Genomic DNA, 21,180 nt, shown 5'->3' on the forward strand with positions numbered 1-21,180 from the left:
GGGGATATCGAAAACAAGGGGGAGGAGATAAATGGCGGAGCGGACGGGACTCGAACCCGCGACCCCCGGCGTGACAGGCCGGTATTCTAACCAACTGAACTACCGCTCCGCGCGGCGTGCCTGAGCTGTCTTGCGACTGCTCTGTGACAACGAGGGCGCATTATAAAGACGCCCCCGTTTATGTCAACGCTTTTGAAGAACTTTTTTCAGATTTTTCAGAAAACCGCCTTACATGGCGTCGACCATCACATCCTTGGTCTGGGCGGTTTTACGGTACTCGATCGGCGTCATGCCGGACCAGCGCTTGAACGCACGGTAGAAGGTGCTGGGCTCGGAGAAACCGGTCAGATACACAATCTCGTCGATGGACTCGTCGGTGGTTGCCAGCAGTTGACGGGCCAGCCGGTACCGGAAATCCGCCAGTACCTGGTTGAAACTGGTTTCAGCTTCGGTCAGCCGGGTGCGCAGGGTTCTGGGTTTGATGCCTAGCCGTTCGGCCACCGCATCCAGTGTCACCTCACCGCTGTCCAGCAGCTCGGCAATAATCCGTTCCACCTGCCCTACGATGTCTTTCTTCTCGAGCCTGGCTACCTGCTCACTGGCAAAACGCTCGTGCAGGGCCAGCAGTTCCGGCTCGGCATGGGGCGAGGCATAGGACAGAATTTCCACCGGGAAGTACAGACGGTTTTCACGGGCGCCGAACACCACATCACAACCGAGCACTTCCTTTGCGTGGTCGATACCTTTTTCCCGCTCATGCTCGAACTCGATGCGGGAGGGATAAAAACGGCCATCGGTGATGGATTTGAAGAAGGTAATCAAGCCCTGCACAAAACACTCGTTGAAGTGCCGCAGCCGGCTGACTTCTTCCGAGGCTGCATCCAGCACCATGCAGGCTTCGTCGCCTTCCACAAAGAAATCGGTATTGGCCGCATCACTCAGCAGGCGCTGATAGTTCTGGGCCCGGCGAAGGCCTTCGCCGAAGGTGGAGCTACTCAGGAACAGGTATTCCAGCACCTGCCCTTTGTAGGCCGGCAACAGTGGCCCCAGGTGCAGGCCAATATCTTCATCGCCGGATACATCTTCAACCGCCTGCCAGAAATACAGCTGGGCATTGTGGGGGGTTCGGAGCTGATCGGTATAAACATACTGCTCGTCTACACCCAGACGGCTGAAAATGGCATTGGTATCAATGCCATTTTTCTTCATCGCCTCATAAATCAGGCGCAGCATCACGCCCGCATCACGTAGTTCCTGCATAGAGTCCCGCTTTTTTATTTATCAGTTACCACTTTGACCCACCGGACAGGGTCCGGAGCACGCCGGGTCAATGCCACCTCTGGCCGGGTTTGCCAGACTTTCGTCGTACATTAGAGCATATCAGGCCACGCACGCACAGTTGTACCTGAAACCATTAATAATCGGGAGCAAGCCTTAATGCCGGATTCACTGGTCTACCACAGCGCACCGCCGGCCTTGCTGCCACTGTATGGCAAGGCCCTGCTGCCCAAACAACACAAGCCGGGCGAGCAAACCCGCATTCCGGACCTGCAGGCAGACCTGCTGGGAATTGCCACCAACACGCCGGCCCTGAAAACCTATCAGCGCATATGCGGGTTCAAGCCTGGCTCCCGGGCCCCTATTACCTGGCCTCACATCCTGGCGTTTCCCCTGCACCTGAAGCTGCTGACGGAAAAATCCTTCCCCCTGCCCTTGCTGGGGCTGGTGCACCTGCGCAACACCATCATCCAGCATCGCCCGGTCAGTGCCGGCGAAAACCTGGATATCCGGGTAACGCTGGGCAACCAGCAGCGCACAGACAGGGGCATGGAGTTCGACCTGATTACCGAAGCCCGGGCCGCCGGCAAGCTGATCTGGGAAGAAACCAGCACTAACCTGTTCCGGATGTCCGGCCAGGGAACCTCCGGAGGCAGGAAGAATCCCCCACAACCGGACCATTACCCGTTCTTTGAAGCCATCAAGGCGCCGGAAAGCATCGGCCGGCAATATGCGAAGGTATCCGGTGACCGTAACCCTATTCACATGCACGCCCTGAGTGCCCGGGCTTTCGGTTTTCCGCGGGCGATTGCCCATGGCATGTGGAGCAAGGCCCACGCACTGGCGCCGTTGGAACAACAGGAAGGCTGGCAGTCAGGGCCGGTGAAAGTCAGCTGCCAGTTCAAGAAGCCGCTGTTCCTGCCCGGCACCGCGCAGCTGAACTGGCGCACCGGGGCAGACGGCTGGGACTATCAGATTCTGAATGCCAAGGGAGACGCGCCCCACCTTACCGGGCGCATAGACTGGCTATAAGGGGTCAGGCTTCGTCGGGGGTGCAGGGCGCGCCCTCGGCGCCTGCAATGGGCAACACAAACCAGAAACAGGCACCGTCGCCTTCCGGGCGCTGGTACCCGATATCGCCACCCTGGGCCTGCATCAGCGAGCGACAGGTAGCAAGGCCAATGCCCATGCCATCTTCCTTGGTGGTGTAGAACGGGTGGAACAGCTTGTCCTCGGCCTCTTCCGGCACACCGACACCGTGGTCACGCACCTCTACCCGAACGCACTGCTCACCACAACGCCGTGCTGAAACCTCCACAGGCTGGGACGAACCGGCACTGCGGGTTGCCTCCAGGGCGTTGCGGATCAGGTTCAGGGCCACCTGCTGGACCTGGATGGGGTCTGCCAGTACACCCGGCAGATCGTCGTCTATCCGCACCTCAATGCCGCCCTCATTGTTGCGCATGTCCACCTCGGCAAACTGCCGGGTGTCTTCCAGCAACTCGGGCACCGACAATTCTTCCTTACCGGTGGCAGGCTTTTTCATAAAGCGGCGGATGCGGCGGATAATCTCGCTGGCCCGGTGGGACTGGGCATCGATTTTATCCAGGGTTTCACCCAGCAGCTCAAGGTCAGGCTCGTCCTTGGCCATCATGCGCTTGGAAACCCGGGCGTAGTTGGAAATCGCGGTCAGCGGCTGGTTTACCTCGTGGGCAAAGCCGGCGGCCATCTCGCCCATGGTGGTCAGGCGGGAGGTGTGGGCCAGCTGATCGCGCTGCTCCTGCACCAGCTCCCGGGCTTCTTCCAGGGCTTTCTCGCTTTCAAGCTCGGCGGTAATGTCGTGAAACACCACCACAGCGCCATGCAGCTCATCGCCATCAAGCTTCGGGGTGGCCCGGTATTCTGCAGGGAAGCTGCTGCCATCGACTCGCAGCATCTGGATATCCCGCTGGTGTTCGGGCACACCTTTGTTACAGGTCGCCATCACCGGCAGGCTGTCACGGCATTCGTCAGCTGTGGCAAAGTGCAGGTCAAAGAAACATTTGCCGATCAGGTCTTCAACCGGGCGGCCGGCAATCGCGGCGGCAGCCGGGTTGGCAAACTCGATCAGGCCGTTTTCGTCCAGCCCGTAGATGCCTTCGCTGATGGAATCCAGAATGCGGGCCTGGTCGCCCTGCAGTTCCCGGTTACGGGCCTGCAGCTCACGTTCGAGCCGGATAACCCGGGCATGGGTTTTCACCCGGGCGATCACTTCCAGGGACTGGAACGGCTTGGAGATGTAATCGGCCCCACCCAGGGAAAAACCCTTCACCTTGGCCTGCAGGTCGTCCAGGGCGGACAGGAATACCACGGCGATGTCGGCGGTTTCCGGATCGGCCTTCAGGCGCTCGCACACCTCATAGCCATCCATCTCCGGCATCATAATATCCAGCAGGATCACTTCTGGGTGGTGACGGTGGGCCAGGTCCAGTGCTTTCTCGCCTTCGTTGGCAATCAGCAGGCGGTAGCCTTTGTCTTTCAGGGTCTCGTAGAGGACTTTCAGGTTCTGCGGGTTGTCATCAACCAGCAGGACCGTCACCTCTGAGTTCTCACTGACAACTTCAGTCATACAAGCGTGGCCGGTTATAAACGTTCTGGCATGATGACCACAGCAACCGGCTTAGTCGATAAGGTCCTTTACGGACAGAACCATACGCACCAGATGTGCAAGGGAATGTGTACCCATCTTGTGCATAACCCGGGAACGGTGGATTTCCACGGTGCGCTGGCTGATCTCCAGCTCGATGGCAATCACCTTGTTGGCCTGGCCGGCAATCATGCGGTCCATGATTTCGGCTTCCCGAGGAGTCAGGCTTTTCACCCGGCGGATAATTTCCTGTTTTTCGTCCAGGGTCTTGCGCTGCTCGAGGTCCTGCTCCAGGGCCGCCTCGATCTTTTCCAGCAGGGCTTCTTCCCGGTACGGCTTCTGGATGAAGTCCACCGCGCCTTCTTTCATGGCGTCTACCGCCATCGGCACGTCGCCGTGACCGGTCACAAAGATGATGGGCAGAATCGAATGCTTTTCGTTCAGCTTCTTCTGCAGCTCCATGCCGTCCATACCCGGCATACGGATATCCAGCACAATGCAGCCGGCCATTTTATCGGAGTAGTCCTTCAGAAATGCGTTGGCGCTTTCGTAGGTCTTCACCGGCTTGCCATCGGATTTCAGCAACAACTCCAGGGAGTCGCGGACGGCTTCGTCGTCTTCTACCACGTACACAGTTTGCTGGATATCAGTCATGGATCTCTATTCTCCTGTCCGTTTTATTATGGTCCCGGTCAGTGGATGGACGGGTCTTTGTGCTCGTCCCGCGCGTGTTCCTGCCGCTCGTGTTCCCGCATTTTCTCAAGCCGCTGCTGAATAATGCCAAAAACACTCTGCCTGGGATACCGGCCTTTGTCATTCGCCTTGCCGGCGGGCTTGTCCAGCAGCAAGGTAACGGCCTCTTCCACCCGGCTTACCGGGTAAACCGCAAACTTGCCATTGCGCGCAGCCTGCACCACTTCACTGTCGAGCATCAGGTTCTGCACGTTGGTTTCCGGAATGATCACACCCTGGGTGCCGGTCAAACCGCCCTTGAGCTCGCAGGTGGCAAAGAAGCCTTCAATTTTCTCGTTCACACCGCCGATGGGCTGCACCTCGCCAAACTGGTTCACTGAACCGGTAATGGCCAGGTCCTGGCGCACCGGCACACCGGACAACGACGAGATCAGCGCCACCAGCTCCGCCAGCGATGCGCTGTCGCCGTCTACCTCACCATAGTTCTGCTCCATGGTCAGGCTGGCAGACAGGTGCATGGGGTCGTTCACCGCAAAGTAAGACGCCAGCCAGGAGCTGAGAATCATCACGCCCTTGGAGTGAATGTTGCCACCCAGCTTTACGTCCCGCTCGATATCCATCACGGCACCATCACCATAGTAGCAGGTTGCCGTTACCCGGTTAGACAAGCCGAACTCGAAACCGCCGGTAGACAGCACAGACAACGCATTCACCTGCCCCACACAGGTGCCGGAGGTGGTAACCAGTGTGGTGCCGTCGCGAATGGAATCGTAGAACTGGTCACGAATGCGGCTGCTGCGGTAACGGGCACTTTCCAGCGCCCGCTCCACGTGCACCTCGGTAATCAACCGGGCACCAGCCTGGCGGGCCCAGAAATCCGATTCCCGCAGCAGGTTGGCAATATCCGCGGCATGCAGCGATAACCGGTCCTGGTGGTCGGCCATACGGGCGCTGTGTTCAATTACCCGTGCCACCGCCCTGGTGTTGCAATGCAGCAGTTTCTTTTCCACCACCAGGCTGGCAATAAACTTGGCGTACTGCAGCTGGCTTTCCGCCGTGCGGTACATTTCATTCTCGAAGTCCGCCGTTACCCGGAACAGCTCGGCAAACTCGGAATCGTATTCCTGCAGCAGCATCCAGGTTTCGCGGTCCCCGAACAGCACAATCTTCACATCCAGCGGCACCGATTCCGCCTCGATGGAAATGGTCCCGGAGAGGGTCAGTTCCCGCTCCAGGGAGTTGATCTGAAGGGTACGGGAGCGCAGCGCCCGCTTCAGGCCATCCCACACGAAGGGCTGCTCCAGCACCTTGATGGCATCCATCAGCAGGTATCCACCGTTGGCCTTGTGCAGGCTGCCGGGGCGAATCAGCGAGAAGTCGGTAAACACCGTGCCCTTGTATGTGACGTTTTCCACGTAACCGAACAGATTGTGGTAGGTGGGGTTATCTTCCACCACCACGGGTACTTCGTTGCTGGTCTGGTGTACCAGCACATTTACGATATAGCGGCGGGGTGTTTTCTTGTCCAGCGACGCATAGGCAATGGCCGCCTGTTCTTCGTCGTCTTCCAGGAAGATATCCAGGTTTTCAGCCAGGTCTTTGCGCACCGCTTCCAGGTAGGCCGTTACGTCTGGTAGCTCTTTATACTTTTCTTTCAGTTCGTCAATCTGGTGGCCGGAGATGCCTTCCAGGGTTTCCTGGTTCAGGGCCTGCTGTTTCTCGGCGTATTCCTGCTCCCAGTCTGCCAGCTTGCGCAGTACCTGCCGGAGTTTCTTCTCCAGCTTGTTGATGACTTCCTCGAACTTGTCCCGCTGCTCCTGGGTCAGGGCCTGGAAGCTTTCCGCCGTGTGGGGCTCTTCGCCGTTCATAGCCACCAGCCGGTATCCGCCGGGGGTGCTGATGGTCAGGCGCACTTTCTTGCGCTTGGCCTGGTTGGCTACTTTTTCGAGTTCATCTTCCTGCAGTTTGACGTAATCGTTCTTCAGCTGCTCCGCACGCTCCAGAAAGCTGTCGCCCTCGAAGGTCTGGGGAATCATCTTCACCAGCCGGGCCATCAGCTTTTCCATGTCCTGCTTCAGCTGGGTGCCCTTGCCCGAGGGCAGCTTCAGCAACTTCGGATTACGGGGCTCTTCGAAATTGGCCACGTAACACCAGTCATGGCTTTGCTGTTCGGTGTCTACATGGTGCTCCAGGTAGCGCAGCATCATGGTGCGCTTGCCCAACCCGTTCCGGCCTACCGCATACACGTTGTAACCACCGTGGGGCATGGCCAGTGCAAAGCGCACGGCTTCCTGGGCACGGTTCTGACCGACGATCTCAGCCAGCGGCTCCAGTTGCCGGGTGGTTTTGAATGGCAGCTCTTTCAGAACACAGGATTTGTAGAGTTGGTGCAGCGGCAATGACTTCAAGTTTGCTTCCCGTCGACATCGGTTTGAATGGTTTTGAACCCGCCATTGTAGTGTTTGCCAGACAGACTGTCGCCTACCGGTTCCGGTTTTATCCGATCAGGCCGGAGCGACTGCCGGGTGAGACGCCGGTCACACTTTTCATGCTGATCAATTTTCAGACAACCCGGTGCTGGCTACACTTGAGGGTCCGGATGGCTTCCGGAAACAACAAAGACAAAAAGACAGTGGATGCAGCCATGGCAAGTAAGCCCTCAGATCGCCGAATCAAGGAACGGTTTCCCGCCACCTGCCTGAACGTGCAGCTCAGTGAACGCGGCTTTTTTGGCCGTGGCAAGAACCCGGTGGCGGTGAACTGCCTGGATATGAACCGCTACGGCATGGCGGTTCAGTGCCCCCGGCCGGTTGAACCCGGCGCCCGCCTGTACCTGCAAATCCGCGGCAAATACATAAACGAACCCCGCGTAGCGGCCCGCGTAGTCCGCTGCCAGCCATGGCGCACCGGCTTCCGGGTGAGCGTTCAGTTCAGTTACTGCCTGGACCAGAAACGCTATTCCCGGGCCGTCGACAATGCCCTGTCACGCATTGAAGGCTTTTACAGCCGCCTGGCCGGCTAGGCCACCGCCTGCCCAAATACGCCAGCCACCCCAGCAACTACGCCGTCTCGCCGCAGCATGAACGGTTTGCCTGAATCACGCTGCGCCAGGATGATCAACGCGATGCCAAACCCCAGGCAAAACAACCCGGCAATCAGCGAAAAACCTTCAACCAGACCGCCCGGCCGACCCATCAGACCCCGACGAACATTCGCCAGCACCGCATAGGAGCCAATCGCCAGGCCGAAACAACCGGCCAGCAAGGCATACAACCGCCCTGCTGCCCCGCGCAGCCCGATGAGAGATACGCTGGCCAGCAGCAATTAAACGCCGTTGCGCCGGGGCTTTCAGATAATTCCGGCATCCAGGCTGGCCGCCACAAACAGCCCCAGCTCTTCACACTGGTTGGCAAATTCCGGCTGGTAATCACCCCGGCACAGCAGGGGTTCCTGAATAAGTTTCCAGCGCAGGCCAGTGGTGATGCTGTCTATGGCGCGGCGAGTGCCGGTGCCGTCGTGCCCGGCGCGGATATAGAAAGTAAAAGGCAGGCCCTGGGTTCTTTCCAGGCAGGGGTAATAGCTACGGTCAAAGAAGTCTTTGAGGGCACCGGACATATAACCGAGGTTTTCGGTGGTGCCGAGGATGATGGCGTCGCAGGCGAGGACATCTTCGGGGCCGGCTTCGAGCGGCGCTTTTACCACCACTTCCACCGCTTCAACATCCGGGTTACGGGCGCCCTTTTCGACGGCCTCCCGTAACCTCAGGGTATTGGGAGACGGTGCATGGGCTACGATCAACAGTCGCTTCATGTAACGCCTCCCGGGTTCTTACTTAGAGCAATTCACCGTTCGCTTCCACCGGCGCTTCTGCCGCCTCTTTCTTCACCGGCTTGGGCATCAGCTTGTCACGAACCTTGGCTTCGATTTCGTTGGCGATGTCCATATTCTCTTCCAGGAACTTGCAGGCATTGGCCTTGCCCTGGCCGATCTTGTCGCCGTTGTAGGCGTACCAGGCACCGGATTTGTCGACGAAGCCTTCTTTCACACCCATGTCCAGAACTTCGGCCATGTGGTAGATGCCCTTGCCATACATGATCTGGAACTCGGCCTGCTTGAACGGCGGAGACACCTTGTTCTTGACGACTTTTACGCGGGTTTCGTTACCTACCACTTCGTCGCCGTCCTTCACCGCGCCGATGCGGCGGATGTCCAGGCGTACGGAAGAGTAGAATTTCAGGGCGTTACCACCGGTGGTGGTCTCGGGCGAGCCGAACATCACACCGATCTTCATACGAATCTGGTTGATGAACACCATCAGACAGTTGGCGTGCTTCACGTTACCGGTCAGCTTACGCAGCGCCTGGGACATCAAACGGGCCTGCAGGCCTACGTGGCTGTCGCCCATTTCGCCTTCAATTTCCGCTTTCGGAGTCAGGGCCGCTACCGAGTCGACGATGATGACGTCGATGGCATTGGAGCGTACCAGCATATCCGCGATTTCCAGGGCCTGCTCGCCGGTGTCCGGCTGGGAGACCAGCAGGTCGTCGACGTTTACGCCCAGCTTTTCAGCGTAGATAGGGTCCAGTGCGTGCTCGGCGTCGATGAAGGCACAGGTTTTACCGGCTTTCTGCGCTTCGGCGATAACTTGCAGGGTCAGGGTGGTTTTACCGGAGCTTTCCGGGCCGTAGATCTCTACAATCCGGCCATACGGCAAGCCACCAATACCCAGGGCCACGTCCAGCCCCAGGGAGCCGGTGGATACCGCAGGAATGGCTTCACGGGGCTGGTCGCCCATTTTCATCACGGCGCCCTTGCCGAACTGACGTTCAATCTGGCCCAGTGCTGCGCTGAGTGCTTTCTTGCGGTTGTCTTCCATTGTTACCTGCCCCTCACTATTCGATATGACGACACCGGAGGTGTATCCAGTGTTTTCCTGTATATTTGAACAGTATTAAAACATAAGCCTTGGCACAGACCAACCCCTGCCGGGGTGAAAAACATCACAGTGTTTTCAGAAACTCCGTAACCCCTTGCAACACATACAAAACCGATTGCCGGCGTACCTGTTCCCGGTCGCCGTCAAAGTGCTGAACACGGGTTTGCGTGTTGTCCGGGCCGGTACCCCAGGCAAACCATACCGTGCCCACAGGCTTTTCCACGCTGCCGCCGCCGGGGCCGGCAACGCCGCTGATGGCCACGGCCACATCCACACCGGTGGCGCGAACGGCACCGGCCACCATCTGGCGCACCACCGGTTCGCTGACAGCGCCATGTTCGGCCAGCGCCTTTTCTTCCACGCCCAGAATGGCCTGTTTGGCCTCGTTGCTGTAGGTCACCAGCCCGGCCATCACATAGGCAGAGGAACCCGCCCTGTCTGTCAGCACCTTGGCCACCCAGCCACCGGTGCAGCTTTCAGCGGTGGCCATGGTTCTGCCCTGCTGCATCAACAAGTCTCCCAGCGCATTGCCGGCGGTTTCCAGTTGCTGATCGGTTGCTTGCATAGCCGTCTCCAAGCTTCTGTTGCCAAACCCTTCGTTTCATCCCGGGCGTTATTTTCTTACAATCCCCGCTTTGACCCAAACGCACGATCAACCGGACGCTTCCATGCCTGCAACCCAGACCGATCTTTCCAAGCATACTCCCATGATGCAGCAGTACCTGAAGATCAAGCGGGAGCACCCGAACGAGCTGGTGTTCTACCGCATGGGTGACTTCTACGAGCTGTTTTATGACGATGCCAAAAAAGCGGCCGAGTTGCTGGACATTACCCTGACCGCCCGGGGACAGTCCGGTGGCAACCCTATTCCCATGGCCGGCGTGCCTTTCCACGCCGCTGAAGGCTACATTGCCCGCATGGTGCGCGCGGGTCAATCCATTGCCATTGCCGAACAGATTGGCGATCCGGCCACCAGCAAGGGGCCGGTGGAACGGAAGGTGGTGCGCATTGTTACCCCCGGCACCCTCAGCGATGAAGCCTTCCTGGAAGACCGCCGCGACAACCTGCTGGCGGCTATTTTCAGCCATAAAGAGCAGTTCGGCTTTGCCTCGCTGGATATTTCCAGTGGTCGCTTTGCGGTGTCTGAACTGGACAGCCTGGAAGCCCTGCAGGGGGAACTGCAGCGGCTACGCCCGGCCGAGATCCTGATCAGCGAATACTTCCCTTTCGGTGACCTGCTGGAAGGCTTCACCGGTGTCCGCCGGCAAGGCCCCTGGCTGTTCGAGCTGGATTCGGCCCGGCGGGTGATTACCCAGCAGCTACAGGTGCGTGACCTCACCGGTTTTGGCTGCGAAGACCTGCACCTGGCCATTTGTGCCGCTGGCTGCCTGCTGCAGTACGCCCGGGAAACCCAGCGTACCGCCCTGCCCCACATTCGCAAACTGACCCGGGAGCGCCGGGAAGACGCGGTCATCCTGGATGCTGCCAGCCGCCGTAACCTGGAAATCGACACCAACCTGATGGGCGGCCAGCAATACACCCTGGCCTGGGTGATGGACCGCACGGCCACCGCCATGGGTGCCCGTGAATTGCGCCGCTGGCTGAACCGCCCGCTGCGGAATGTGGAGGTGGTCCAGCAACGCCAGCAGTCAGTCTCGGCCCTGCTGGACGGTTTTCACTATGAACCGGTGCACGACCTGCTCAAGCGTGTGGGCGACATCGAACGGATCCTGGCGCGGGTAGCCCTGCGCTCGGCCCGGCCCCGGGACCTCGCCCGCCTGCGGGATGCTTTCCAGACCCTGCCAGAGCTTCAGGAAGCCCTGAAGCCGGTTAATTCCAGCCATGTAGCACAGCTGGCCGGAACCATTGGCGAATACCCGGAGCTTGCTGACTTGCTGGAGCGGGCCATCATCGAAAACCCGCCGGTGGTGATCCGCGAGGGGGGCGTGATAGCCGAGGGCTTCGATGAAGAGCTGGACGAGCTGCGCAACATCAGCGAGAACGCAGGCCAGTACCTGCTGGATGTGGAAACCCGGGAGCGGGAGCGCACCGGCATTTCCACCCTCAAAGTGGGCTACAACCGGGTACACGGCTATTACATTGAAATCAGCCGGGCCCAGTCTGCCCAGGCGCCGGTGGATTACATCCGCCGCCAGACCCTGAAAAACGCCGAGCGCTTCATTACGCCCGAGCTGAAAGAATTCGAAGACAAGGCCCTGAGTGCCAAGAGCCGCGCCCTGGCCCGGGAAAAAGGCCTGTATGACGACGTTCTGGAAACCGTCGCCGAACAACTGGCGCCGCTGCAGGATGCCGCCCAGGCCCTGGCCGAGCTGGATGTGCTCAGCAACTTTGCCGAGCGCGCCACCAGCCTGCGCTTTACCGCACCGGAGTTTACTGACCAGCCCGGTTTTGATGTGGAAGAAGGCCGCCACCCGGTGGTGGAGCAACTGCTGGACGAGCCTTTTGTGCCCAACAACCTGCTGATGGACACCAAACGCCGGATGCTGGTGATTACCGGCCCGAACATGGGCGGTAAGTCCACCTACATGCGCCAGGCCGCCCTGATTGCCCTGCTGGCCTACACCGGCAGCTTCGTGCCCGCCAACCGGGCGGTGCTGGGGCCAGTAGACCGGATTTTCACCCGCATGGGCTCTTCCGACGACATCGCCGGTGGCCGCTCTACGTTCATGGTGGAGATGACCGAAACCGCCAACATCCTGCACAACGCCACCGAACACAGCCTGGTGCTGATGGACGAAGTAGGCCGTGGCACCAGCACCTTCGACGGCCTGTCCCTGGCGTGGGCCACGGCAGAGCACCTGGCGAAGGACATTCGCTGCTACACCCTGTTCGCCACCCACTACTTCGAGCTGACGCAACTGGCGGATGACCTGGAACATGCGGTGAACGTGCACCTGACCGCCACCGAACATGATGATTCCATCGTGTTCCTGCACAATGTGCATGACGGCCCCGCCAGCCAGAGCTATGGTTTGCAGGTGGCCAAGCTGGCCGGCGTGCCACAGGATGTTATCCGTAACGCCAAGGCCCAGCTGGCACACCTGGAAGGCAGTGCCAGCCCCTCAGCGCCGGCCCCGGAGCATGTGCATGAACCGGCGCCGAAAGCCGTCAAACAACCGACCAGCGCGGAAACGGTTTATCAGGGTGATATGTTCGCCATGGCGGAGCCAAGCGCGGTAGAAGAGGCCTTACAGCAGCTGGATGTTGATGGCCTGTCGCCCCGGGAGGCCCTGAACCAGCTGTATGAACTGCGGGCATTATTGAAGAAATAACAGAAAACTGGGCCAAACTTGATCTGTGTAATAAGGTTATAGCAGCCCAACGCTTGCGGCTTCGGGGGCCGCTCCCTACAATATCGCGCACAAAATTATAGATGGGGCCGGATTTTCAGGGCTCCTGATGAGACTGAATGTTCTACGAACCAGGGATCTGACTATGGCGTTTATCGTTACTGATAACTGCATCAAGTGCAAATACACCGACTGCGTGGAAGTGTGTCCGGTAGACTGCTTCTATGAAGGCCCCAACTTTCTGGTGATCGACCCGGACGAGTGCATCGATTGCGCCCTGTGCGAGCCCGAGTGCCCGGCGGAAGCCATCTTCTCTGAAGACGAACTGCCTGCAGGCCAGGAAGCCTTCGTTGAGATCAACGCGGACCTGGCCGGCAAGTGGCCGAACATCACCGAGAAGAAAGACCCGCTGCCAGACGCCGACGAGTGGGACGGCCAGCCCGACAAGCTCCAGTACCTGGAGCGCTGAGGCCAAAAGCTGTCAGCAGCTACAAAAAAGCCGGAAGAGCGATCCTCTTCCGGCTTTTTTATTTCAGGCCCGTGCAGCCCGGCTTAGCCCTCTGCCAGCAACTTCTTCGCGGCAGCAGACTTGTAGAAGCTGCCCAGCCTTCTGCGCACCAACGCCTCCACATAACCTTCCTTGTGCAGCACATCGATAATCGGCAGGCCCAGTTCGGCAATTTCCGTAACAATCACGTCCCGGGTCACTCCGATATCATTCAGCAGGTCCATCACCGGCCGGTCGCCATACTTGGCAAACAGGTGCTCTACCACCGCCCGGGCGCAGCCTTCAAAGTAGGCGGTTTTGCGGAAGTTCAGCCAGAAGTCATAACCCAGTACCACAAACTCCTGCAGTTCCACCTCGCCCAGGCCGTCCTGGAACTCGGCAATGGTCTGGTTCTCCAGCGACACCCAGGCCGCCATCACGCTGTCGCGCAATTCATCGTCGGTCAGTGCCCGGTGCAGGAATTGCTCGCTGCGTACAATCAGCCCCGGCAAGCTCTCTGCCAGCCAGGCCTTGATGCGACGTTCGAAGGTTTCATCCAGCCCCGGCACGGCCTTGTTGGCCATTTTCTTGCCGAACTTCATCACCGAACCCACTCCCGGCACCGAGCGGGTAATCAGGTTGTCTTCATACAGGTAATTCACCAGCCCGTGGTACACCACGTTCGACACCAGCTCCTGGTACACCGGGTGCGCCATGATCTCGCTGATGATCCGCTCCCGCTGCTGGCGCAGCTCCAGGGCCTCTTCGATAAAGCCGCTGGCCTGCTCCCGTGACAGGATTTCGCCCAGCGTGGTGTCTGCCTGAACCGGCGCTTTGAGCACTTCTGCCGCCATCTCCGCAGCCAGTTCCGGAATGCCGGCATCCAGCTCCATGTTCACGGCGATGCGCTTGATCACGCCCATTACCTGCTCGGGGCTGATCAGCCGGCCCAGCGGGACTTTTTCGGCATAGCCAAGCAATTCATCCACTTCCTGTTCCGGGAACTTCTTCAGCTTGGCGCCTTTGAGGGCGGCCACTTCGTGCTTTACGTGGGCTTCAAACAGGGTATCGACAAGACTGGGGGCAGTTTTGCTCATAGAGCTGGCATCCTTTGGCTGAATTCCTGAAGTATGCCGGTGAGGCTAACACGGAAGCAGGCAGCTGGGGTTTGCCGGAATTACCGGCGAACCCGTGATTATGGGCCAGTCCGGCGACCAGCCCGACAGAAACAGACGGTCACTGGAAGTCTGAAAACTCGTGGGGTTCCGCCGCCAGCGCCAGGCAAAGGCTGCCGGGGCCAACGTAGATGGAGCTGGTAATGCCCATTTGCGACAACAGCAACTCTACACCGTGCTTTTCACAGGCATCGCGCAGGCGATTCAGGCCCGGCAGTTCTTCGATCTCAGTCCAGCTCAGGCCGCAGGACAAACTCACATAGGGTGTCAGCAAACCGGCTTCCAGGCGGCCGATGGCGTAATTCATCACTTTCTCGACCGCCACGTTGAAGTCGCGGGTTTTGGCCACGGGCTTGCCTTCAACGCCCTGCCCGAAGATCACCGGGTTGATGTTCAGCACCTTGCCCATGAAGGCGGCCATCGCAGACACACTCTTGTCGCCGCGGCGCCGGGCCCGTTCACGGATGTAATGCAGGTCGCGGGGAATCACGCAGGTGTAGATCTTGTCGGTGAAGGTTTCCACCTCGTGGCGCAGGGTATTCTTGGAGACTTTCTGGTTGATCAGCCGCAGGGTGTGGGCCGCCAGCAATCCCTGGCCCGCAAAGATCTGCTTACTGTCGATGACCCGCATGGAGAATTTGCCTTCCCGTCCAGCGGCCTTGCGGGCGCCTTCGTAGTTAGCCATTACGGTGTTCATGGCTTCGGAGGCGTGATCGAAAATCTGGCTACGGCTTCGGGTGACGGTTTCACAGATGGCCACGTCAAACTGGGTGACAATCTTTTCCATGAAAAGGTTGTGGATCTGTTCTGCGGAAAAGGCTTCGGTTTCCGCCTGGTGGCCCTTATCAAGCAGGCCGCTCTGGTAGAACTCCTGGGTACGCACAGGATCGTGGGTATCGATGTAGGTCTGGCCATCAATAATGGCCGTTACCGGCAGCACAAACAGATCGTGTTTGCGGGAAAACTCATAGGGTAGATCACAGGCGGAATCAACGATCAAACCAACTCGCATGTGCAAAGGCCTCCGGGGTTCGGGTGTTTCCTCAGGCGGGAGCACCCTTTCTTGTGATTATTCTGGAGACACAAGTCTTACACATGACGACAAGAATTTCAGCCGCCCTGTGAAGCCGTTAACAAAAAGGCCCACGACAACAAATCCGGTAACCGAAAACAAAAAAAAGGAGGCCGAAGCCTCCCAAGGACACACAGTGGGTTGGTGCCGCTGTCAGTTCAGCGGCACCGGGTTCAGAATTATTCGCTCTTCTCGGCGCCCGGCGCTTCCGGGTCAGAGGTAAACTTCAACAAGTGAGTACGCTCGATCAGGTAGTACAGGATGGCACCCGTAGCCAGGCCCCAGCCCGCGCCGTACACCGCCAGTACCACACCCATGGTGCCGGCAATGCCACGCTCGGTGTTGTTCTCCAGCTGCTCCAGGCCCACCATCAAACAGATGTAGCCGGTCAGCAGCAGGGTCAGCGACAGGGCAATCGGCAGCACCGGCTGGAAGAAGCTCACCAGCGGCAGCACGAACAGCGCAATGAAACCGGTAATCCAGAAGGTGCCACCACCGCTGTAGATAGAGTCCATGGCATTACGGCCATACTTGTAGCGCTCGGCCATAGTAGCGGTTACGGCGGTCCAGATTGGGCCGGCCAGGCCAGGGTATGGTGCGAAGAAGGCATGGCCACCGTTCCGGATCGCCGTCACCAGGTGGGCACGGTCGATGCTGTTGTCGATGTCTTCATCTTTGCGCAGGTGGTCGACACGACTCATCAGGGATTGCCCCACCACGATATCACCAAAGGCGATGACATAGGCGATCACCGCGGTCGGAATGGCATACAGGAAGATGTTCAGGTCCGGGAAACCCACGCTGAACGGCAGGTAGTTCCACAGCTGGTCAAAGGCCGGCTTGGTAATGCCCCACTGTACGTCGGGGACTTCATACTCGCCAACGGCAAAGCCCACCAGGATGGCCACCACCATGCCCGGCACCATGCCGTAGTTGGCAATCTTGCGGGCAATGCTGCTCTTGTCCACAAAACCTTTGAAGGAAACGGAGAACATCAGGTACAGGCACACCAGGCCACCCACAATCAGGGAGATCGGTGTGTTGGCCAGGCGGCCACCGGCTTCGATTTCACCCATCAGCGCGGCAATACCGGCACCGATGATGATACCGCCCTTCATGGACCGGGGAATCCACTCCACCAGCTTGCTGCCCAGGCGGGTAACACCCAGAACCAGGAAGATCAGGAACACCAGGAATTGCAGGGCAAAGAGCGCCTGGATGGCCTCGGGGCCGGGTTCGTAGTCTGAAAGGAACAGCAACACCACGGGGATACCCGGGGTAATCCAGCCGGGCACGAGCGGCACACCCAGCAGGGCCGGCAGCATGAAGCCGATACCACACACCACAACGTAGGCCAGGGCCACGTCGTAGGGAACGCCCAGGTATTTTTCCAGCAGGGGAATCATCGCCAGGCTGACCACGAACATGATCAGGGCCTGCACCATCTCCGCAAATTCCCAGCGATAGTGGACAAACGGAAGACGGATTTTGAAGGGGCCAGCCGGCCAGAACGGCTGTTCTTCACCGTTTTTTCTGTGGAACATTTGCATAACAGTACCTCCGGGCACACCGGTGTCGGGTGCCAGTCAATGTTGTTTTTGTGGAAAGAGGTGTGGCTGCGCTCGGCGGCGCAGCCTTGCCGGATCAGTTCAGTTCTTTGGCCTGGTCCCGCAGTACGAACTTCTGGATCTTGCCGGTAGAGGTCTTCGGCAGCTCCGAGAACACCACGGTTTTCGGAACCTTGAAGCGGGCAAGGTGCTCGCGACAGAAACTGATGATGTCTTCCTCGGTTACGTTGCCGGCTTCCGGTTTCAGGGTAATGAAGGCGCAGGGTGTCTCGCCCCACTTCTCGTCCGGCCGGGCAACCACCGCGGCTTCCATTACCGCCGGGTGGCGATACAGGGTGTCTTCAACTTCGATGGTGGAGATATTCTCGCCACCGGAGATGATGATGTCTTTCAGGCGGTCCTTGATTTCCATGTAACCGTCTTCGTGCCATACCGCCAGGTCGCCGGTGTGGAACCAGCCGCCCCGGAAGGCTTCTTCGGTGGCACTCGGGTTCTTCAGGTAGCCCTTCATCACCGTGTTACCACGCAGGAAGATCTCGCCGATGGTCTTGCCGTCTTTCGGCACCGGCTGCATGGTGTTGGGGTCTGCCACCATGGTGCCGCCCAGGGTGTGGTAACGCACGCCCTGGCGCGCTTTGATCTGGGCACGCTCACGCAGCGGTAGCTTGTCCCACTCGGATTTCCAGGCACATACGGTTACCGGGCCGTACACTTCGGTCAGGCCGTATACGTGGGTTACCTGAATGCCCAGCTCTTCAATGGCACCGATCACCTGCGCGGGGGGCGCAGCACCGGCGGTCATGGACTTCACTTCGTGGTCGATACCGGCCTTGGCTTCCGGAGACGCATTCAGCAGCGCGTTCAGGACAATCGGCGCTCCACACATGTGGGTGACCTGGTGGTCGCGGATCAGCTTTAGGATTTTCTCCGGGTCTACCCGGCGCAGGCACACGTGGGTACCGGCCATGGCGGTGATGGTCCAGGGGAAACACCAGCCGTTGCAGTGGAACATCGGCAGGGTCCACAGGTACACCGGGTGCATATCCATCGACCACACGGTCTGGTTACCCAGCGCATTGATATAGGCGCCGCGGTGGTGATACACCACGCCTTTGGGGTTGCCGGTAGTGCCGGAGGTGTAGTTCAGGGAAATGGCATCCCACTCGTCGGCGGGGAAGTTCCACTGGTACTCGGGGTCACCCTCCTGCAGGAAGGCTTCGTAATCCAGGTCGCTTACCTGAACGCCTTCACCGTACTCGGGATCGTCAACATCGATCACCAGCGGCTTGTGTTCCAGGTGACGAACAGCATCTTTGACCACCTGGCCGAATTCACGGTCGGCAATCACCACCTTTGCTTCACCATGTTCCAGCATGAAGGCAATGGCTTCGGCATCCAGGCGCACGTTCAGGGTGTTCAGCACCGCACCAATCATCGGCACACCAAAGTGGCATTCCACCATGGCCGGAATGTTCGGCAGCATCACCGCAACGGTATCACCACGGCTGATTCCGCGCCCCTTCAGGGCAGAGGCCAGCCGGCGGCAGCGATTGTAGGTTTCGGCCCAGTTGCGACGGATGGCACCGTGGATAATGGCCGGATAATCCGGGTAAACACTGGCGGTACGTTCGATGAAATCAATGGGGGACTGGACCGCGTAATTTGCGTTCCGGGGCTCAAGGCCCTGATCAAAGATCGAAGTCATTGGTGTGGTCCTCGTATGCTTATGTTGTTCTTATGCGTGTTCAGTAGAAACGCCAAAGCAGCTATACTTTGCATTAACAACCATGGTAGTTAACGAAATCAATACTAGAAACTCTACCATGGTATTATGGGAACGTTACTATAATCTATGAAAATCCCTCAGAAAGACCCCCAGCCCACTCTCGTGACCAGCGCCGATGCCCGGGTTTTAAGCTGCAATGCCGCCGCCCGCCAGCTGATGGAAGCCGCACGCCTGGCAGAGGCCGGGGAACTCTTGCCGGTAAACGCCCCGGCCCTTGCTGCCTCGGCCCTGAACCAGGACCGGGCCATCGAGAACGTGGAATCCCGGTTTGCCGACAAGATCTGCCTCTGGACGTTCATTCCGGACTCCGACAAGCAGCAGGTCATGATTCGCGGGCGAGACGCCACCACCGATGTACTCACCCAGGAAGAAGCCCTGCGTTCCAGCCGCCTTTACCGGCTGATTACCGAGAACACCACAGACCTGATCTCCCGCCACGCCCCGGACGGCCGGTTTATCGACGCCACACCGGCCTCCTGGCGGCTGCTGGGCTACTGGCCGGAAGAGCTCAGGGGCAAATCCCTTGAAGAGGTTTTCGGCAACGACAAGGTGGCGGAACAACTGACTCACACCCGCAATCGCCTGCAGGAAGACGGCTACGCCACCCTGACCCTGGAAATCCAGCACCGCAACGGCAGCCGCCGCTGGTTCGAGATTGCCAGCCGGGCCATCCGGGAAACCTATACAGGCGCTGTGGTGGAAGTGATCAGCGTGTCCCGCGACATCACGCCCCGCATCGAGCAGGAAGAACAGAATCGCCTGCTGGCCGAGGAGCTGGCCCACACCGCCCGGCTGGCCACCCTGGGCGAACTGGCCTCGAGCATTGCCCATGAGATGAACCAGCCGCTGGCCTCGATTGTGAATTTCGCCAGCGCCAGCCAGCGCTTTCTGAAAGAAGCCGACAAGCGCCCGGAGAAACTGGCCAAGGTAGACGATGGCCTGCAGAAGATCGTGCACCACGCCAACCGGGCCTCGGAAGTGATCAAGCGCCTGCGGGCCTTCCTGCGCAAGGGCCAGAAACAGATGGCCCCGGTACAACTGAACGCCGTGGTAAGCGACGTGGTGCGCCTGTGCCAGTGGGAAGGTGAAAAGAACGGCGTGAAGCTGCAAGAGAACCTGGCGGAGAATTCCCCGGTGATCACCGCAGACCCGATTTTGCTGGAGCAGGTGTTGATTAACCTGATTCGTAACGGCATTGAAGCCAACGTGGAAGCTGCCAGCCAGGGCGAGAGCCGGGAACCGTCCCGCATTACCGTATGCACCTGCATCAACGACCAGCAGGAAACCCTGATCCAGGTCACCGACGAAGGCCCCGGGCTGGACGACGAAGGCATTCGCCAGATGTTCCAGCCGTTCTACACCAGCAAAGCCAAAGGCCTGGGGCTGGGGTTGTCCATGAGCCGCTCCATCATCGAAGGCTTTGGCGGCTTCCTGGATGCCATTCACGCCGACACCGGCGGCCTGTCACTGATTTGCCGCTTTCCGGCCAACCTTTCCTTCAACAACAGCCGCGGGGGCTCTAGAATGACCGCCGCCAACAACAATACGGAGAGACCCCCTGATGTCCGCTAGCACTCCTGCCGAAGCCAACACCGTGTTCGTGGTAGACGACGATGCCGGTATGCTCGAGTCCACCCAATGGCTGCTGGAATCGGTTGGATTACAGGTGCGGGCCTACAGCGACGGCCGCCAGTTTCTGAACGATGTGGCCGAAAACCGCCCCGGCTGTGTGGTGCTGGACATCCGCATGCCCGGGCTCGGCGGCCTGAACGTGCAGGAAGAACTGCAGAAACGCGGGCTGGAGATTCCCATCATCTTCGTGTCCGGCCATGCCGATGTGCCCATTGTGGTGCGCGCATTCAAATCCGGCGCCTTCGATTTCATCGAAAAGCCATTCAACGAGCAGTTGCTGCTGGACAGCGTGCAGCAGGCCCTGCAAGACACTGGTGATGTCACCGGCAAGATGGCCGCCAATGGCGATACCGAAGCCTTGATCGCCACCCTTACCCGACGGGAAAAAGACGTTTTCCTTCCCCTGGCCCAGGGCTACACCAGCAAGGAAATTGCCGAGCAACTGGACGTCAGCGTAAAAACCATCGACCTGTACCGGGCCCGCGTGATGAAGCGCCTGGGCGCCGAACGCCTGCCGGATGTGACCGGCATTGCCATCGCGGCAGGGTTGCTGGACCCGGTGCACCTGCGGGCGTAGCTGATATACTGCCCGCCGGTTTTCTATCAGCGGCGGGCA

Annotated in this window: 18 protein-coding genes and 1 tRNA gene; 6 read left to right on the forward strand and 13 right to left on the reverse strand. The window is 59.2% G+C overall.

Annotation, left to right across the window (positions count from 1 at the left end; translation table 11 throughout):
• Window positions 1–32 precede the first annotated feature (32 nt).
• Both AC13DJ_RS16825 and AC13DJ_RS16830 read right to left on the reverse strand, forming a co-directional pair.
• Window positions 33–109 (reverse strand) — tRNA-Asp (locus tag AC13DJ_RS16825).
• A gap of 119 nt (window positions 110–228) precedes the next feature.
• Complete coding sequence (locus AC13DJ_RS16830; RefSeq protein ID WP_482933845.1) at window positions 229–1,260, reverse strand: AraC family transcriptional regulator; 1,032 nt, start codon at window positions 1,258–1,260, stop codon at window positions 229–231.
• Window positions 1,261–1,437: 177 nt separating this feature from the next.
• Here AC13DJ_RS16830 and AC13DJ_RS16835 point away from each other — a divergent pair, with 177 nt between their 5' ends.
• Window positions 1,438–2,310, forward strand: a complete 873-nt coding sequence (locus AC13DJ_RS16835) for a MaoC/PaaZ C-terminal domain-containing protein (protein WP_482933846.1) — start codon at window positions 1,438–1,440, stop codon at window positions 2,308–2,310.
• A gap of 4 nt (window positions 2,311–2,314) precedes the next feature.
• On the opposite strand, the gene AC13DJ_RS16840 is transcribed toward AC13DJ_RS16835, so the two are convergent.
• From AC13DJ_RS16840 to AC13DJ_RS16850, 3 genes are read right to left on the reverse strand one after another with little or no spacing between them, the layout of a single operon-like run.
• Window positions 2,315–3,886 (reverse strand): response regulator, encoded by a 1,572-nt coding sequence (locus tag AC13DJ_RS16840; RefSeq protein WP_482933847.1) that lies wholly within the window; start codon window positions 3,884–3,886, stop codon window positions 2,315–2,317.
• Window positions 3,887–3,937: 51 nt separating this feature from the next.
• Window positions 3,938–4,558 (reverse strand): response regulator FixJ, encoded by a 621-nt coding sequence (gene fixJ / locus AC13DJ_RS16845; RefSeq protein WP_058341163.1) that lies wholly within the window; start codon window positions 4,556–4,558, stop codon window positions 3,938–3,940.
• 38 nt (window positions 4,559–4,596) lie between these two features.
• On the reverse strand, window positions 4,597–7,005 hold the full coding sequence (locus AC13DJ_RS16850; RefSeq protein ID WP_482933848.1) for a Lon protease family protein: 2,409 nt from the start codon (window positions 7,003–7,005) through the stop codon (window positions 4,597–4,599).
• A gap of 236 nt (window positions 7,006–7,241) precedes the next feature.
• Here AC13DJ_RS16850 and AC13DJ_RS16855 point away from each other — a divergent pair, with 236 nt between their 5' ends.
• A complete protein-coding gene (locus AC13DJ_RS16855; protein WP_036219667.1) occupies window positions 7,242–7,619 on the forward strand; it encodes a PilZ domain-containing protein in 378 nt (125 codons plus the stop codon).
• Here the strand turns inward: AC13DJ_RS16855 and AC13DJ_RS16860 are convergent.
• The 4 genes from AC13DJ_RS16860 to pncC all read right to left on the reverse strand — a co-directional run bounded on the left by AC13DJ_RS16860 (window position 7,616) and on the right by pncC (window position 10,098).
• Window positions 7,616–7,921, reverse strand: coding sequence for a hypothetical protein (locus tag AC13DJ_RS16860; RefSeq protein WP_473802096.1), 306 nt, complete (start codon window positions 7,919–7,921; stop codon window positions 7,616–7,618). The genes AC13DJ_RS16855 and AC13DJ_RS16860 overlap by 4 nt on opposite strands.
• 24 nt (window positions 7,922–7,945) lie before the next feature.
• Entirely contained in the window at window positions 7,946–8,407 is a 462-nt protein-coding gene (locus tag AC13DJ_RS16865; protein WP_473802095.1) for a flavodoxin family protein, read from the reverse strand.
• Between the two features lie 22 nt (window positions 8,408–8,429).
• On the reverse strand, window positions 8,430–9,473 hold the full coding sequence (gene recA / locus AC13DJ_RS16870) for a recombinase RecA (RefSeq protein ID WP_058341159.1): 1,044 nt from the start codon (window positions 9,471–9,473) through the stop codon (window positions 8,430–8,432).
• A gap of 124 nt (window positions 9,474–9,597) precedes the next feature.
• Window positions 9,598–10,098: a nicotinamide-nucleotide amidase gene (gene pncC, locus AC13DJ_RS16875; protein WP_289101641.1), complete on the reverse strand. Its 501-nt coding sequence runs from the start codon at window positions 10,096–10,098 to the stop codon at window positions 9,598–9,600.
• 103 nt (window positions 10,099–10,201) lie between these two features.
• Here pncC and mutS point away from each other — a divergent pair, with 103 nt between their 5' ends.
• Entirely contained in the window at window positions 10,202–12,826 is a 2,625-nt protein-coding gene (gene mutS / locus AC13DJ_RS16880; protein ID WP_482933849.1) for a DNA mismatch repair protein MutS, read from the forward strand.
• Window positions 12,827–12,989: 163 nt separating this feature from the next.
• The gene (gene fdxA, locus AC13DJ_RS16885) at window positions 12,990–13,313 is read left to right on the forward strand and encodes a ferredoxin FdxA (RefSeq protein ID WP_022989403.1); all 324 of its coding nucleotides are present in this window, start codon (window positions 12,990–12,992) and stop codon (window positions 13,311–13,313) included.
• 83 nt (window positions 13,314–13,396) lie between these two features.
• On the opposite strand, the gene AC13DJ_RS16890 is transcribed toward fdxA, so the two are convergent.
• From AC13DJ_RS16890 to AC13DJ_RS16905, 4 genes are all read right to left on the reverse strand, one after another.
• Window positions 13,397–14,428: a hypothetical protein gene (locus AC13DJ_RS16890; RefSeq protein WP_482933850.1), complete on the reverse strand. Its 1,032-nt coding sequence runs from the start codon at window positions 14,426–14,428 to the stop codon at window positions 13,397–13,399.
• A 139-nt stretch (window positions 14,429–14,567) separates the two neighbouring features.
• Window positions 14,568–15,518 carry a DegV family protein gene (locus tag AC13DJ_RS16895; protein WP_289101644.1) on the reverse strand — a complete coding sequence of 317 codons (951 nt, stop codon included), beginning with the start codon at window positions 15,516–15,518 and terminating at the stop codon, window positions 14,568–14,570.
• Between the two features lie 239 nt (window positions 15,519–15,757).
• Window positions 15,758–17,128 (reverse strand): solute carrier family 23 protein, encoded by a 1,371-nt coding sequence (locus tag AC13DJ_RS16900; RefSeq protein WP_482933851.1) that lies wholly within the window; start codon window positions 17,126–17,128, stop codon window positions 15,758–15,760.
• 94 nt (window positions 17,129–17,222) lie between these two features.
• Complete coding sequence (locus AC13DJ_RS16905) at window positions 17,223–18,851, reverse strand: acyl-CoA synthetase (RefSeq protein WP_482933852.1); 1,629 nt, start codon at window positions 18,849–18,851, stop codon at window positions 17,223–17,225.
• A 147-nt stretch (window positions 18,852–18,998) separates the two neighbouring features.
• Between AC13DJ_RS16905 and AC13DJ_RS16910 the strand changes: the two genes are divergently transcribed.
• Complete coding sequence (locus AC13DJ_RS16910; RefSeq protein ID WP_482933853.1) at window positions 18,999–20,504, forward strand: sensor histidine kinase; 1,506 nt, start codon at window positions 18,999–19,001, stop codon at window positions 20,502–20,504.
• The gene (locus AC13DJ_RS16915) at window positions 20,494–21,141 is read left to right on the forward strand and encodes a response regulator transcription factor (protein ID WP_058341075.1); all 648 of its coding nucleotides are present in this window, start codon (window positions 20,494–20,496) and stop codon (window positions 21,139–21,141) included. The genes AC13DJ_RS16910 and AC13DJ_RS16915 overlap by 11 nt, the downstream gene beginning before the upstream one ends.
• Window positions 21,142–21,180: the final 39 nt, after the last annotated feature.

The organism is Marinobacter sp. L-46 (genome assembly GCF_056859535.1).

Bases quoted from the DNA above. Each gene is read 5' to 3' on its own strand.
- AC13DJ_RS16830 (WP_482933845.1), bottom strand. From the start codon at position 1,260: ATGCAGGAACTACGTGATGCGGGCGTGATGCTGCGCCTGATTTATGAG.
- AC13DJ_RS16835 (WP_482933846.1), top strand. From the start codon at position 1,438: ATGCCGGATTCACTGGTCTACCACAGCGCACCGCCGGCCTTGCTGCCA.
- AC13DJ_RS16840 (WP_482933847.1), bottom strand. From the start codon at position 3,886: ATGACTGAAGTTGTCAGTGAGAACTCAGAGGTGACGGTCCTGCTGGTT.
- fixJ (WP_058341163.1), bottom strand. From the start codon at position 4,558: ATGACTGATATCCAGCAAACTGTGTACGTGGTAGAAGACGACGAAGCC.
- AC13DJ_RS16855 (WP_036219667.1), top strand. From the start codon at position 7,242: ATGGCAAGTAAGCCCTCAGATCGCCGAATCAAGGAACGGTTTCCCGCC.
- AC13DJ_RS16865 (WP_473802095.1), bottom strand. From the start codon at position 8,407: ATGAAGCGACTGTTGATCGTAGCCCATGCACCGTCTCCCAATACCCTG.
- recA (WP_058341159.1), bottom strand. From the start codon at position 9,473: ATGGAAGACAACCGCAAGAAAGCACTCAGCGCAGCACTGGGCCAGATT.
- pncC (WP_289101641.1), bottom strand. From the start codon at position 10,098: ATGCAAGCAACCGATCAGCAACTGGAAACCGCCGGCAATGCGCTGGGA.
- mutS (WP_482933849.1), top strand. From the start codon at position 10,202: ATGCCTGCAACCCAGACCGATCTTTCCAAGCATACTCCCATGATGCAG.
- fdxA (WP_022989403.1), top strand. From the start codon at position 12,990: ATGGCGTTTATCGTTACTGATAACTGCATCAAGTGCAAATACACCGAC.
- AC13DJ_RS16890 (WP_482933850.1), bottom strand. From the start codon at position 14,428: ATGAGCAAAACTGCCCCCAGTCTTGTCGATACCCTGTTTGAAGCCCAC.
- AC13DJ_RS16895 (WP_289101644.1), bottom strand. From the start codon at position 15,518: ATGCGAGTTGGTTTGATCGTTGATTCCGCCTGTGATCTACCCTATGAG.
- AC13DJ_RS16900 (WP_482933851.1), bottom strand. From the start codon at position 17,128: ATGCAAATGTTCCACAGAAAAAACGGTGAAGAACAGCCGTTCTGGCCG.
- AC13DJ_RS16905 (WP_482933852.1), bottom strand. From the start codon at position 18,851: ATGACTTCGATCTTTGATCAGGGCCTTGAGCCCCGGAACGCAAATTAC.
- AC13DJ_RS16910 (WP_482933853.1), top strand. From the start codon at position 18,999: ATGAAAATCCCTCAGAAAGACCCCCAGCCCACTCTCGTGACCAGCGCC.
- AC13DJ_RS16915 (WP_058341075.1), top strand. From the start codon at position 20,494: ATGTCCGCTAGCACTCCTGCCGAAGCCAACACCGTGTTCGTGGTAGAC.